Origin of the sequence: Frateuria sp. GZRR33, from assembly GCF_051900425.1 — a bacterium.
GTDB lineage: Bacteria > Pseudomonadota > Gammaproteobacteria > Xanthomonadales > Rhodanobacteraceae > Frateuria_A.
Genome location: NZ_JBHZGK010000003.1, coordinates 284,242 through 297,913, shown reverse-complemented (window position 1 = coordinate 297,913; position 13,672 = coordinate 284,242). Strand labels below are relative to the sequence as shown.

General features: G+C 70.4%; 12 protein-coding genes. 9 read left to right on the top strand and 3 right to left on the bottom strand.

The annotated features are described in order from the left end of the window. Nucleotides 1–68 precede the first annotated feature (68 nt). The 6 genes from polA (at nucleotide 69) to ACFWZU_RS05500 (ending at nucleotide 8,317) form a co-directional block, all read left to right on the top strand. Nucleotides 69–2,795, top strand: coding sequence for a DNA polymerase I (gene polA, locus ACFWZU_RS05525; protein ID WP_439700425.1), 2,727 nt, complete (start codon nucleotides 69–71; stop codon nucleotides 2,793–2,795). A 425-nt stretch (nucleotides 2,796–3,220) separates the two neighbouring features. Further along, complete coding sequence (locus ACFWZU_RS05520; protein WP_439700424.1) at nucleotides 3,221–3,439, top strand: hypothetical protein; 219 nt, start codon at nucleotides 3,221–3,223, stop codon at nucleotides 3,437–3,439. Nucleotides 3,440–3,496: 57 nt separating this feature from the next. Continuing rightward, on the top strand, nucleotides 3,497–5,803 hold the full coding sequence (locus tag ACFWZU_RS05515) for an ATP-dependent DNA helicase (RefSeq protein WP_439700423.1): 2,307 nt from the start codon (nucleotides 3,497–3,499) through the stop codon (nucleotides 5,801–5,803). Nucleotides 5,804–6,141: 338 nt separating this feature from the next. Beyond that, nucleotides 6,142–7,098 carry an alpha/beta hydrolase gene (locus ACFWZU_RS05510; protein ID WP_439700422.1) on the top strand — a complete coding sequence of 319 codons (957 nt, stop codon included), beginning with the start codon at nucleotides 6,142–6,144 and terminating at the stop codon, nucleotides 7,096–7,098. Nucleotides 7,099–7,139: 41 nt separating this feature from the next. Further along, complete coding sequence (locus ACFWZU_RS05505; RefSeq protein ID WP_439700421.1) at nucleotides 7,140–7,766, top strand: hypothetical protein; 627 nt, start codon at nucleotides 7,140–7,142, stop codon at nucleotides 7,764–7,766. A 32-nt stretch (nucleotides 7,767–7,798) separates the two neighbouring features. Then, the gene (locus tag ACFWZU_RS05500; protein ID WP_439700420.1) at nucleotides 7,799–8,317 is read left to right on the top strand and encodes a GNAT family N-acetyltransferase; all 519 of its coding nucleotides are present in this window, start codon (nucleotides 7,799–7,801) and stop codon (nucleotides 8,315–8,317) included. Between the two features lie 406 nt (nucleotides 8,318–8,723). Here ACFWZU_RS05500 and ACFWZU_RS05495 read toward each other — a convergent pair whose 3' ends face one another. From ACFWZU_RS05495 to ACFWZU_RS05485, 3 genes are all read right to left on the bottom strand, one after another. Further along, complete coding sequence (locus ACFWZU_RS05495) at nucleotides 8,724–9,980, bottom strand: heme biosynthesis HemY N-terminal domain-containing protein (protein WP_439700419.1); 1,257 nt, start codon at nucleotides 9,978–9,980, stop codon at nucleotides 8,724–8,726. Continuing rightward, a complete protein-coding gene (locus tag ACFWZU_RS05490; protein ID WP_439700418.1) occupies nucleotides 9,977–11,062 on the bottom strand; it encodes a uroporphyrinogen-III C-methyltransferase in 1,086 nt (361 codons plus the stop codon). Before ACFWZU_RS05490 ends, ACFWZU_RS05495 begins: the two co-directional genes overlap by 4 nt. A gap of 158 nt (nucleotides 11,063–11,220) precedes the next feature. Next, nucleotides 11,221–11,973, bottom strand: a complete 753-nt coding sequence (locus tag ACFWZU_RS05485) for a uroporphyrinogen-III synthase (RefSeq protein WP_439700417.1) — start codon at nucleotides 11,971–11,973, stop codon at nucleotides 11,221–11,223. A gap of 81 nt (nucleotides 11,974–12,054) precedes the next feature. Between ACFWZU_RS05485 and ACFWZU_RS05480 the strand changes: the two genes are divergently transcribed. From ACFWZU_RS05480 to ACFWZU_RS05470, 3 genes are all read left to right on the top strand, one after another. Further along, nucleotides 12,055–12,531 (top strand): YiiD C-terminal domain-containing protein, encoded by a 477-nt coding sequence (locus ACFWZU_RS05480; RefSeq protein ID WP_439700416.1) that lies wholly within the window; start codon nucleotides 12,055–12,057, stop codon nucleotides 12,529–12,531. A 26-nt stretch (nucleotides 12,532–12,557) separates the two neighbouring features. After that, nucleotides 12,558–12,971, top strand: coding sequence for a hypothetical protein (locus ACFWZU_RS05475; RefSeq protein ID WP_439700415.1), 414 nt, complete (start codon nucleotides 12,558–12,560; stop codon nucleotides 12,969–12,971). A gap of 247 nt (nucleotides 12,972–13,218) precedes the next feature. Beyond that, entirely contained in the window at nucleotides 13,219–13,662 is a 444-nt protein-coding gene (locus ACFWZU_RS05470) for a rhodanese-like domain-containing protein (protein ID WP_439700414.1), read from the top strand. Nucleotides 13,663–13,672 lie beyond the last annotated feature (10 nt).

Sequence of the window (13,672 nt, the reverse complement as noted above, 5' to 3'; positions counted from 1 at the left end):
AGCATAGCAGCGGCCCTGGCGCGGCCCGGTGAACCGCGACCTCATGGCACGCGTGCGAGAATGCCCGGATGGCACAGCTCATCCTGATCGACGGCTCCTCCTACCTCTACCGCGCCTTCCACGCGCTGCCGCCGCTGACCAACGCGCGCGGCGAACCGACGGGCGCACTCTTCGGCGTGGTCAACATGCTGCGCGCGACGCTCAAGGCGCAGCCGGAGTACCTGGCCTTCGTCTGCGACGCGCCCGGGCGCACCTTCCGCGACGACATCTACGCCGAGTACAAGGCCAATCGCGCGGCCATGCCCGACGACCTGCGCGCGCAGGTCGAGCCGATGATGGCGATCGTCGGCGCACTCGGCTTCCCGATCCTGTGCGTGCCGGGCGTGGAAGCCGACGACGTGATCGGCACGCTGGCCCAGGCGGCCGCGGCGCAGGGCATCGACGTGACGATCTCCACCGGCGACAAGGACCTGGCGCAGCTGGTCGGCCCGCACGTGAAGCTGATCAACACGATGACCAACACCACGCTGGACATCGCCGGCGTGACCGAAAAGTTCGGCGTGCCGCCCGAGCGCATCGTCGATTTCCTCTCGCTCACCGGCGACAGCATCGACAACGTGCCCGGCGTGACCAAATGCGGCCCCAAGACGGCAGCCAAATGGCTGGCCGAATACGGTTCGCTGGACGGCGTGATCGCCAGCGCCGACAAGATCGGGGGCAAGATCGGCGAATACCTGCGCGAGGCGTTGCCCAAGCTGCCGCTCTCGCGCGAGCTGGTGACCATCCGCACCGACCTGGAACTCGAGCACGGCCCGACCGACCTCACCCTGCGCGAGCGCGAAACCGCCGCGCTGCGCGAGCTGTTCACCCGCTACGAGTTCAAGGCGGCGCTGCGGGAGCTGGACGCGGAAACGCTCGGCGAACCGGGCCCCGCGCCTGTGGCCGCGGTCGCCCCCGCACCGCACACGCCGGCGCCCGCGGCGGCGAAGCCGGGCGAGTACGAACTGGTTACTTCACCCGAGCGCTTCGAGCATTGGCTGAAGGTGCTGCGCGAGGCGCCGCTGATCGCCTTCGACACGGAAACCAGCGACATCGACGCGATGCGCGCCGAGCTGATCGGCCTGTCCTTTGCGGTGGAATCGGGCAAGGCCTGCTACATCCCGCTCGCGCACGACTACCCCGGCGCGCCCTGGCAGCTTGACCGCGACCAGGTGCTGCACGCAGTCAAGCCGCTGTTCGAGGACCCGGCCATCCCGAAGCTCGGCCAGCATTCGAAGTACGACATCAACGTGCTGTCGCACTACGGCATCCTCGTCGAGGGGCTCAGGCACGATTCCATGCTGGCCTCCTACGTATGGAACGCCACCGCCACGCGCCACGACATGGATTCGCTGGCCAGCCGCTACCTCAACTACCAGACGATCAGGTACGAGGACGTCGCGGGCAAGGGCGCCAAGCAGATCCCGTTCTCGCAGGTGGACCTGGACACCGCCTGCCGCTACGCCGCCGAGGACGCCGACATCACCCTGCGCCTGCACGAGGCGCTGCAGCCGATGCTCGATACCGTGCCTGCGCTCAAGCGTGTGTACGAAGAGATCGAGGTGCCGCTCGCGCCGATCCTCGCGGGCATGGAACGCAAGGGCGTGCTGATCGACGTCGACGAACTGCGCAGGCAGAGCCAGGAGCTGGGCAAGCGCATGCACGAGCTGCAGCAGCAGGCCTTTGCCGAGGCCGGCTGCGCGTTCAGCCTGGACTCGCCCAAGCAGTTGCAGGCGATCCTGTTCGACCAGCTCGGCCTGGCGGCCAAGGTGAAGACACCCAAGGGCCAGCCCTCGACCAACGAGGAAGCGCTGGAGGCGATCGCCGACGACCATGCGCTGCCGCGGCTGATCCTCGACTACCGCGGCCTGGCCAAGCTGCGCTCGACGTATACCGACAAGTTGGCCTCCATGGTCAACCCGCGCACCGGCCGCGTGCACACCTGCTATCACCAGGCCGCCGTGGCGACCGGGCGCATCTCTTCGTCCGATCCGAACCTGCAGAACATCCCGGTGCGCACCGACGAAGGCCGGCGCATCCGCGCTGCCTTCGTGGCGCCGGAGGGCTGGGTGGTGATGGCGGCCGACTACTCGCAGATCGAGCTGCGCATCATGGCGCACCTGTCCGGCGACGAGGCGCTGCTGCGTGCGTTCAAGAGCGGCGGCGACGTGCACCGCGCCACCGCCGCCGAAGTGTTCGGCGTGGCGCCGGAGGACATCACGCTCAACCAGCGCCGCGCCGCCAAGGCGATCAACTTCGGGCTGATGTACGGCATGAGCGCGTTCGGCCTGGCGCGGCAACTGGGGATCGATCGCGGCGAAGCCAGCGACTACATGGCGCGCTACTTCTCACGCTTCGCCGGCGTGCGCGCGTTCATGGACGCCACCCGCGAGCAGGCCCATCGCGACGGCTACGTGGAAACCATCTTCGGCCGCCGGCTGTACCTGGAGAACCTGAAGGCGCGCAACCAGGCGCTACGCTCCGGCGCCGAACGCGCCGCGGTGAACGCGCCGATGCAGGGCAGCGCGGCCGACATCATCAAGCGGGCGATGATCGCCATGGGCGCCTATCTGCGCGACCGCACCGACGCCCACATGCTGATGCAGGTGCACGACGAACTGGTGTTCGAGGTGCAGGAGGAGTCGGTGGATGGCATGCGGCAGGCGGTGATCGAGCGCATGTCAGGCGCCGCCGAGCTTGCCGTGCCGCTGGTGGTGGATGTGGGCGTCGGGGCGAACTGGGAACAGGCGCACTAGCGTGCTGCTTTTGAGCCCTATCCCTCCGGGGAGAGGGCTGGGTGAGGGCGGGGGCTCGCGGGATAGTAAAAAAAGCGTCTAGCCCGAATCCGCTTCCGCGCAAGCCCCGACCCCTCACCCCTGCCCTCACCCCGGAGGGGAGGGGAGCAAGTTCGTGCGAATGAACGGATCCTGACCTGTTCCGGACATCCCGAGCCCTTCCCTTGAAACTTTCCTACCGCGGACGCATCCAATGTTCTGGATGCACGCAACGGCATCCACGACCCGTCCACCTCCCTGAGCGGGTCATCCGGATGCGAACCTCTCCCCTGGGTTTCGCATCCACCCCCGGCCCCGAAGGTTCCCCCTAGCCTTCGGGGCTTTTTTTTTGCCCGTTCACGGCCGCGCCCGCTAAGATCGGCCGAACTCAACCGTGGAGGCGGCTCATGCGGGCAGGACTCATCATCTTCGGCATCATCCTGCTGGTCGCGGGCATCTGGGTGACCCTGGGCAATGGCAGCTACACGCAGACCGACACGGTGGCGCAGCTCGGCCCCGCCAGGATCTCGGCCACGCACGAGAAAGCCGTGCCGCAGTGGATCGGCATCGCGGGCATCGTGGTCGGCGGCCTGCTCACCATCGGCGGTTTCGTCAAGAAAAGGTAAGTCCCCGTCGCGCCGCGTTTGCGCGGCGTGCCTGGCAGGCCCCGGTACAATGGGTCGATGGATGTTTCGTACCTGATCGACTCGCTCAACGACGCGCAGCGCGAAGCCGTCTGCGCGCCCCCCGGCCATTACTTGGTGCTGGCCGGCGCCGGTTCCGGCAAGACCCGCGTGCTGACCCACCGCATCGGCTGGCTGACCCAGGTCGAGCGGGTGCCGCCGTGGGCCATCCTGGCCGTCACCTTCACCAACAAGGCCGCCGGCGAGATGCGCGCGCGGCTGGATTCGCTGATCCCCGGCGGCACCACCGGCCTCACCGTCGGCACCTTCCACGGCATCGCCCACCGCCTGCTGCGCCGGCACTGGCGCGAGGCCGGGCTGCCGGAGGGTTTCCAGATCCTCGATGCCGACGACCAGCAGCGGCTCATCAAGCGCGTGGTTGCCGGCCTCGGCCTGGACGAGGCGCGCTTTCCGCCGCGCCAGGCCACCTGGCAGATCAACGGCTGGAAGGACGAGGGCAAGCGCCCGGACGCCATCGAGCACGGCAACCACCCGGTCACCCGCACACTGGTGCAGATCTACCAGGCCTACGAAGAGGCCTGCCGGCGCGCCGGCCTGGTCGACTTCGCCGAACTGCTGCTGCGCGCGCACGAACTGTGGCTGAAGAACCCGGCCGTGCTGGAGCATTACCAGCAGCGCTGGCGCTATCTGCTGATCGACGAGTTCCAGGACACCAATGCGCTGCAGTACGCGTGGATCCGCGTGCTCGCCGGCAATGTCGGGAAGGTGTTCGCCGTCGGCGACGACGACCAGTCGATCTACGGCTGGCGTGGCGCCAAGGTGGAGAACATGCAGCAGTTCCTGCGCGACTTCCCCGGCGCGCGCACGATCAAGCTGGAGCAGAACTACCGCTCCACCGCCACCATCCTGAAAGCCGCCAACAGCGTGATCGCACGCAACGGCGGGCGCCTGGGCAAGCAGCTGTGGACGGCCGGCGAGGAGGGCGACCGCATCGCGCTGTACGCCGCCTACAACGAGCAGGACGAGGCGCGCTTCGTGATCGAACGCATCCGCGAATACGTCAACGAGCACGGCAGTGCGAAGGACTGCGCGATCCTCTACCGCTCCAATGCGCAGTCGCGCAACTTCGAGGAACAACTGAGCCAGCGCAGCATTCCCTACCGCGTCTATGGCGGCCTGCGCTTCTTCGAGCGCGCCGAGGTCAAGGACGCGCTGGCCTACCTGCGCCTGACCGCCAACCGCCACGACGACGCCGCCTTCGAGCGTGCGGTGAACACGCCGCCGCGCGGCATCGGCGACCGCACGCTGGACGTGCTGCGCCGGCGTGCGCGGGCCGAGGGCAGCTCGATGTGGGAAGCAGCGCTGGGCGAGTTGACCGATGGGCGCGAGCTGGCCGGCCGCGCGAAGAACGCGGTGAAAGCCTTCCTGGCGCTGATCGACCAGATGGCCAAGGACTTCGCTCCCTCTCCCCCGAATGGAATAGGAGCAGGGGGAGAGGGTTGGGGTGAGGGGTCGGGCTTGCCGGAAGTCCCCGCTCCGAACGACCCCTCACCCAACCCTCTCCCCGAAGGGAAGAGGGCTCAAGGTCACGAGAGCCTCACGCTCGCCGAGCAGATGGACCACGCCATCACCCACACCGGCCTGCGCGACCACTACGAGAAGGACAGCCGCGGCAACGGCGAGGCGCGCGTGGAGAACCTGGACGAACTGGTCAACGTCGCCAGCCGCTTCGCCATGACGCCGGAGGACGTCGAGGCCGGGCTCACCGAACTGTCCGCCTTCCTCTCCCACGCCGCGCTCGAGGCCGGCGAGGGCCAGGGCGAGGCCTGGGACGACTGCGTGCAGTTGATGACGCTGCATTCGGCCAAGGGCCTGGAGTTCCCGCTGGTGTTCCTGGTCGGCATGGAGGAAGGCCTGTTCCCCAGCCAGCGCTCCACCGAGGACGAGAGCCGGCTGGAAGAAGAACGCCGCCTGGCCTACGTCGGCATCACCCGCGCGCGCGAGCGCCTGGTAGTGACCCACGCCGAGTCGCGCCGCATGCACGGCACCGAGATGCTCGCCCGACCCTCGCGCTTTTTGGCCGAGATGCCGCCGGAGCTGGTCGACGAGGTGCGCCCGCGCGTGCAGGTCAGCCGCCCGATGTACGCCGGCCGCTATACCGACACGTCCCCGCTGCAGGAGGAGCTGCCGGTCAAGCTCGGCCAGCGCGTCAGCCACCCGAGCTTCGGCGAGGGCGTGGTGGTGAGCGCCGAAGGCAGCGGTGCGCACACGCGGTTGCAGGTGAACTTCGCGGGCAGCGGCAGCAAGTGGCTGGTGGCGGCCTACGCCAACCTCACGCCGCTGTAGGGTCCGACTTCGCCACTTCCGTGGGCGATGCCCTCGCCAGTCCGGCAAATCCCCGGGCGGAGGGTTCCGCGCGGGGCATCGAGCTGTTCCCTGGCGGGCCGTCTACTATTCGCGGGCCGTCCGGGTAACGGGCGACGTGAGGCAGCGACGGGAGACCGGCAGTCCACGAGACGGCACGGGTCGATCGTGCGGTGTCCGCCTTCGCACCTTGCGCGCATCCTCTGCATTCCGCTCATCCACGCGCACCGTGGCGAGCGGCTGCGGTGGGCAAGACGAAGGGAACGTGGCCATCCCTTCCAGCGCGTCCCGCAATCCAACCGAAGCGGAGCACCGGAACGATGACCAAGCCGACCCTCCTGTTTTTCCTGCTCGCCTTCGCGTGCATCAGCGCGCAGGCGCGGCCGACCGTCTGGCGGCCTTCGCCCGGACACATGCAGGTACCGATCTGGCCCGGCAAGGTGCCGGATGCGCTGCCTCATCCGGCGCCCGAAGCGGTCGCCGCGGACTGGGCCAAGATCACCAACGTCAGCCGTCCGACGATGACCGTGTACGCCCCCGCGGGCTCCAACACGGGCGTAGCGGTCGTGGTCTTTCCGGGCGGCGGTTACCGGATGCTGGCGATGGACCTGGAGGGCACGGAGATCTGCGACTGGCTGACGTCGCGCGGGATCACCTGCGTGCTTTTGAAGTACCGCGTCCCCGACTCCGGGCCGACCTGGAAGGACGGCCATCGCTACTACCCGAAGGTGCAGACGGCGCTGCAGGATGCCCAGCGCACGCTGGGGCTGGTGCGCCAGCACGCGGCGCAGTGGCATGTCGATCCGCACAAGGTGGGCGTGACGGGCTTTTCCGCGGGAGGTCATCTGGTCGCCGCGGTGAGCACGCACTTCGACCGGCGCACCTATCCGCCGGTGGATGCCGCCGACCGGCTGAGCGCCCGTCCCGACTTCGCCATCGCCCTCTACCCCGGCCACTTGTGGGCGCACGAGGACGAGGATCGCGCCACCCGCGACGAGACCGACCTGGCGTTGCGCGCCGACATCCACGTCACCGCCGCCACGCCGCCGACCTTCCTGCTGCAGGCCGAGGACGACCACGTGGACGGCGTGGAGCAGTCGCTGGCCTATTACGTTGCGTTGCAGAAGGCTGGTGTCCCCACGGAATTGCACCTTTACGCGCAAGGCGGCCACGCCTTCGGCCTGCGTCCCGGCAAGCTGCCGATCAACCGCTGGCCGGCGCTGGTGGAGCAGTGGCTGCGTACCATCGGCATGCTTCGTCCGGCGCAAGGCCGCTGACGCAGACCATCTGTTCCCGACGTCCCACGCGGAGCCTGTGCATGGATCGACCGGAATTCGCCGAAACCTACAGCCGCGGCGAGCGGATCCGCTACGCCGGCGCTGGCCTGGCGCTGGGCGCCCTCGGACTCGGCGTGTGGAAACACTGGCTGCTTCCCTGGATCGCGGGCTTCGCCGACACCGCTCCGTGCCGGACCGTGCTCGGCGTCCCCGGAACGACCGCGCTGTGGTTCGGCCTGTTCGTCGCACTGCCGCTTTGCCTGGCCATCGCTTGCGCCATCACGCTCGGCCGCACGGGCCTGGCGGTACGGCGCGGAGGCCAGTACCCGCCACGCGGCGTGAAGGTTTTCCGGTCTACGCGCATCCGCCGCGGCGAGGCCGCGCGATGGATCGGCTACCTGCACCTGCTCGCATGCGCGCCGCTCCTGGCCATGGCCGTCTGGGGGTACGGGCAGGCCACGGCCTTGTCGCGGCTCAAGGGAACCGCACGGTGTCCGGTGCTGCCGGCAGCGGCGGCCGTGGCCGCGATGCCCGAACGGCCGGGGACGCACCGCCCGCTCCGGCCATCGGTGGCGTTGCGCGGAGCAACGCCAGCGCATGCCTGGGCCGGCGGGTGTCTGCGCCCGGTTCCGTTGACGCCCACATGCCGGCGGATGCCCCCGGCATGACGCACTCTTCCACGCATGCCTGGGAGTATCCGATGTCCACCATACGAACCGCCCGCCCCGGCGACGCCGGGCGACTCGCGCAGCTCGCCGAGACCACCTTCAGGGACACCTTCGGTGCCGAGAATACGGCCCAGGACATGGACCTCCATTGCCGGGTGAATTACGGCGAGGCGATCCAGGCGGCAGAGATCTCGCGCGAAGACATGCTGACCCTGCTGGCGGAAGCGCACGGCGAGCTGGCCGGCTTCGCGCAACTACGCTGGGGCGACGCGCCGGACTGCGTGAGGGGCAGGACCCCGGGGGAGGTCCAGCGGCTGTACGTCGCACGCGACTGGCACGGCAAGGGCGTGGCGCAGGCACTGATGCAGGCGAGCCTCGAGGCCATGCGGACGCGGGGCTCGGACGTGGTGTGGCTGGGCGTGTGGGAGCGCAACGCGCGCGCGATCGCGTTCTACCGAAAATGCGGCTTCGTCGAGACGGGCGATCACGTGTTTGCCGTGGGCACCGATCCGCAGCGAGACATCGTCATGGCGCGGACCGTCGCCTGCTGAGACCGGGACGCGGATGGCGCACGTTTTGCCAGGCTGCCCTGCTCGCGGAGCAGTTCCCGGCCAGGGGCGTGCCGGGCGACGCTCCGCGGGTTTGCCGGGGACGTTCGATCGCATGCACGCACCATGGTTTCTCGCGCTTTTTTCGAGCTTCCTCCGGAAGCGGACGAGCGGGCGATCAGGCTCGTGGACCCGCCCCTGCACACGGCCAACGCACCGCGGTCACACGACGAGGGAAAACGCCGCCAACCGGTCGGCCTGGTGCGCCACGGCATCGTGACCAGCCCTTGGCACGTTGCCCGATCCGCAACGGGATGCGCTGGGGGTGGACACGCCCTGGGGACCCGGCAACTGCCCTGCTGCAAGCGACACAGCGAAGTTGGAGCGTGCCTTGCGGCCGATCTCGGGATCAGGGCCGCAGCCGCGGCACACCGTGCTGGTCGCGTTCTTCCACCGCCAGCGAGCGCGTGTCCGGGTGCGATAGCCGCCCGTCGCGCGGAAGCTCGAGCGTGGCATCGCCGCGGGTGAGCGCCAGCGCGTTGCGGTAGCAGCGCTGGGCGAGCGGGACGTCGCCCTGGCCGATGCAGGCATCGCCCATCGCTTCCCAGGCGCCAGGGCTGGGCGCGATGGCGAGCGAGCGTTCGAGATAGGTGCGCGCCTTGCCCCACAGTTGCTGGCGCACGCACATGCGGCCGAGCGCGAGCAGCAGGCCGGGATCGTTCGGGTGGGCGTCGAGCCAGGCTTCGGCGCGGCGCAGGCGGGCGTCGAGGTCGTCGCCCTCCAGCGTGCCCCAGGTTTCGGCCAGCTGCGGCGACCACTCGCGGCGCAGGGCCGATTCCAGTTCGTCCATGGCCGGCAACGCGAGGCCGAAGACGGCAGCGCGGCGGGCGTAGGCGTCGATCACCGCGGGCGCACGTCGCTGGCCCTTGGGCAGTTGCGACCACAGCGCGTTGAGCGCCTGGCCGTCGGGCGCAGCGAGGATGGCGGCGATGAGCACCCGGGTTTCCAGCGCGGCATAGCGCTGCGTGCCGAGCGCGCCGCTTTTCTGCAGCGGTTCCAGCGCGGCCAGCGCGCGGCGCGGTTCGCCGGCGGCCAGCGCGGCCAGCGCGAGTTCGTGCCAGCCACCGGGGGTGAGGCTGCCGCTGTCGGCCTCCGGGTTGAGCAGTGCGAGCGCCTCGGCGGGCTTGCCGTCGCGGCGCAGCACGCGCGCCCGCACGACCCGCGCTGCCTGCGGCGCGACCTGGCCGGCGCGATTGAGGATCTCCAGCGCGCGTGCCGGTTCGCCGCGACGCGAGGCGGCTTCGGCCGCCGCGACCAGCGCCGGGCCGCGCAGCTCATCCAGGCGGGCGGCGCGTTCCAGGTCGCGCTCGGCTTCGCCGTGGCGACCTTCCATCAGCGCGACCAGGCCACCGCCCAGCCGCTGCCGGCTGACCCGGCGGTGCCGCCGCGACATCGCACCGAACGGCCAGCGCGCCAGCCGCCACAGGCCGGCCAGGATCGCCCAGGCGAGCAGCACGATGACCAGCGCGACGACCACAGTGGTTTCCACGCGCCAGCCGCGCAGGCGTACCAGCACGTAACCCGGGTCCTCGGCGACCCAGTGCCAGCCGAACGCGGCCAGCGCCGCGACCACGATCAGCAGCAACAACCAGCGCCAGAGCTTCACGGCCGGCGCCCCGTGCTGGCCGCGCGTGCCGGCGTGGCATCGACCGCCTTGAGCGCGTGCAGTGCGCGCAGGTTGCGCAGTTCGGCCAGCGCGGCGCCCAATTGCACTGGCGTGGCGGGTTTGAGCGTCGAGGCAAGGTTGGCCAGCTCGGCCTGGACATGCGCGACGGACGGCTCGGCGGTGTCGAACTGTGCGGCAAGGCTTGCCTGCGCGCGCACGATGGCAGCGTGGGCGGCGTCGACGTCGGCGGCCAGCAGCGCGGCCTGCGCCTGGGCCAGGTCGAGCGCGGTCAGCTCGCGCGCGAAGCGGGCGTCGGCCACCGCCAGCGGTGCGCCGCTGTCGCGCTGCACGTTGACCACGCTGCCCAGTGCATGGCGGATGCGCGCCCAGGCGCCCGGGTTGGCCGGCGCGGCCTCGGCGTCCTCGCGCTTGAGCGGGAGCGTCCCGACGGCACCACGGAGCTGTTGCAGGGTATCGACCGCACGGGTACGCGGCACGCTCTGCTCCAGCGCCTCGCGCTCGGCGGCGAGGCTCTGGCGCACGCCGGAGAAGGCGCCGTCGTTCACCGCGGCGAGCGCCTGGTCGGCCAGTGCGTAGGCCGCCGCCGCGCCCTGTGCGTCATGGAACAACGCATAGCGCTGCTGGCCCATGCGCAGCAGGGTCTCGGTCTCGTCCAGCAGCATCGCGTCGTGGCCCGAAAGGCTCTTTTCCGACAGCTTGGCGACCGCGTCCTCCAGGTTTCGCAGGCGCTCGGACTGGCCCAGCATCTCTTCGCGCAGGCTGCGGTTGACCTGCTCGGCGTCGCCCAGGCGCTGGCGCAGCGAGGAGCGCTCGTCGCCCAGCGTGGTGAGCGTGTCTTCCAGGTGACCCACGCGCTGGTCGAGGTGGTCGCCGGCCGCGCCTTGCATCTGCTGCCACTGGCGCCAGGCCACGTAGCCAGCCAGGCCGAGCGCGAGCAGGGCAATCAGCAGCGCGAGGGCAAGCGTGCCGCCTCGGCGGGGGGCCGGTGCGGGCGCGGGACGCGGCGCGGCGGCCGGAACCGGCGCGGCGGGACGATCGGAAGCGAGGTCGTCTTGGTTCATGCGCGCCATGCTAGCAGCCCGCCCGGCGGGGTTCGCATGACCGGTGTGAAGCCGGCGGCGGCCGGGGTAGGAGCCCACCCTGTGCGCGACCGCGACGCACGGCAGTCCCGCTCTGGGCCATGGGCATCGCGGTCGCGCGCAGGTCCGCTCCTGCAGGGTCAGCGGGCCGCGGCCAGGAGATCGGCGGGCATGGCCGAGGCAGCACGACGGACGTGGCGGAAGCCGGCCTCGCGTGCCGCGGCTTCCAGGCGCTCGCTGCTGGCCACGGCGACGGCATTGCGCAAGCGCGTCCACGCGTCCGGCGGCAGGCCCTCGTGCAGGTTCGCAAGCGCCTGCGCGCTGGACAGCAGCACGCGGGCGTTCGGGCGCAGTTGCCGTACCGCCTCGACATGCCGGCGATCCAGCCGCGGCGCCGTGCGCCGATAGACCCACACCTCGCGCAGCCGCGCGCCGCCATCGACCAGGCGTTGCTGCAGCAGACCACGGCCGCCGGGCGCGCCGACCAGCGCCACGCCGCGGCCCTGCACGTCGTGCAGCGCCGGCAGGTCGAGCAGGCCTTCGCTGTCCTGTTGCCGCGTGGGCGCCTGCACGGCGAGGCCGTGGCGGCGCAACGCGGCGGCGGTGCCCTGCCCGACCGCCAGCACCGTGGCGCGCGTGCGCAGCGGCGCCAGCGCAGCGGCGAAACGCACCGCCGCGGGGCTGGTGAACAGCAGCAGGTCGTCCCGGCGCAGGGCCTCGCGCAACACCGTTTGCGCGCCATCGTCGCCGGAGCGAAGGGCGAGCCCGGGCAGCAGCAGCGGCACCCCGCCGCGTGCGCGCACCTGGCGCGCGAAGGCCGAAGCGGTGCCGGCGGGACGGGTGATCACGATCACGCGGCCGTCGAGCTCGCCGGGGGTGGAAGCGTGTGGCACCGCGTGAGCCCATGCAGCCGAAACAGGTGGGCAGTGTAAGCCGCTCGCTACACTTGCCGCTTTCCCTTCGTGTGTCGAACCGTGACTGCCGATTCCCGACTGCTTGCCGACGAGCTGCTCCGCTTCATCCGCGACAAGATCCCGCTCGCCCGCGCCATGGACCTGCGCCTGCACCGCTACGACGGCGACGGCCTGGCGCTGGCCGCGCCACTGGCGCCCAACGTCAACGACAAGGGTTGCGCCTTCGGCGGCAGCCTGGCCAGCGTGATGACGCTCGCCGGCTGGGCGCTGGTGGAGCTCGAACTCAAGCGGCGCGGCGAGGACTGCGACGTGTTCGTCGGCGACTCGCACGTGCGCTATCTGGAGCCGGTGTGGGACGACTTCCACGCCGAGGCGCGGCTGGCCGAGGACGCGGACTTCGCGACCTTCTTCGCCACGCTCGCCGAGCGCGGCAAGGCACGCATCGACGTGCGCTGCGAGGTGCCCGGCAGCGGCTCTCGCCCGGCCGCCACGCTTCAGGCGCGCTTCGTCGCCAAGCGGCGGGCTGGGGCACAATGAGGTCCTGTTTCCGGAGGGAATCGCCCATGCGTCGCTACCTGTTTCCGCTGCTCGCGCTCGTCGCGATGCTCTGCGCCGGCTGCGCCACCGATCAGCGCAACCAGGCGCTGGTCACCACGCTCAACGCCTACGCCAGCACGCTGCGCTGGGGCGATTTCCAGAGCGCGCAGCAGTTTGTCGATCCGAAGGTGCGCGAGGCCAATCCGGTCAGTTCGCTGGAACTGGCGCGTTACGGGCAGGTGCGCGTGACCGGCTACGACGAGGGCGCCGGTCCCGTGCCCGACGGCGAGAACCAGGTGCGGCAGGTGGTGCAGATCAGCCTGGTCAACGTGAACACCCAGTCCGAGCGTACGGTGGTCGATCGGCAGAGCTGGCGGTACGACCCGGAGAAGAAGCGCTGGTGGCTGATGAGCGGCTTGCCGGACATCACGCGCGAGTAGCGTCTCCGGCCTCCAGCCCGGGCCCTGAATCAAAGACAGGGGCGAGGATCGCTCTAGCGACAGAGCGGTCTGGAGGCGGGCTTTACGAAAGGCTCAGGTCTCGCGGACAACCTTCCCCGCGAGCCCCGGCGCCTCACCCAAACCCTCTCCCCGGCCGGGAGAGGGCTTCAGCGCGCGAGGAGCGACCTTTGCGCGCGCTGGTGCACTCCCGGATAATCGCCGGTTTGCGCATCCGGCCAGGCCCGCCATGAACGACTTCCTGCACAAGCTCCCCACCTTCGTGGGCAACCACCTCGCGCTGTCGGCGTTGTTCGTGATCATCCTGCTCGCGCTGGTGGCGATGGAGTTCGGTCGCCTGCTGCGCAAGTACAAGGAGCTGACCCCGGGCGGGCTGACCCTGCTGATCAACCGCGAGAACCCGCTGCTGGTGGACCTTTCCGCCCGCGCGGATTTCGAGAAGATGCACGTGCCCGGCGCGCGCCACGTGCTGCCCAGCCAGTTCGACCCCGAGCACAAGGACCTGGCCAAGGCCAGGGACCTGCCGGTAGTGGTGATGGACAAGGACGGCCGTGGCTCCGACAAGGCCGCACAGCGGCTGGTCAAGGCCGGCTTCACCAGGGTCTACACCCTGGGCGGCGGCGTGCTGGCCTGGCAGCAGGCGCAGCTGCCGCTGGCCAAGGGCAACAAGTAACCCGGGACGG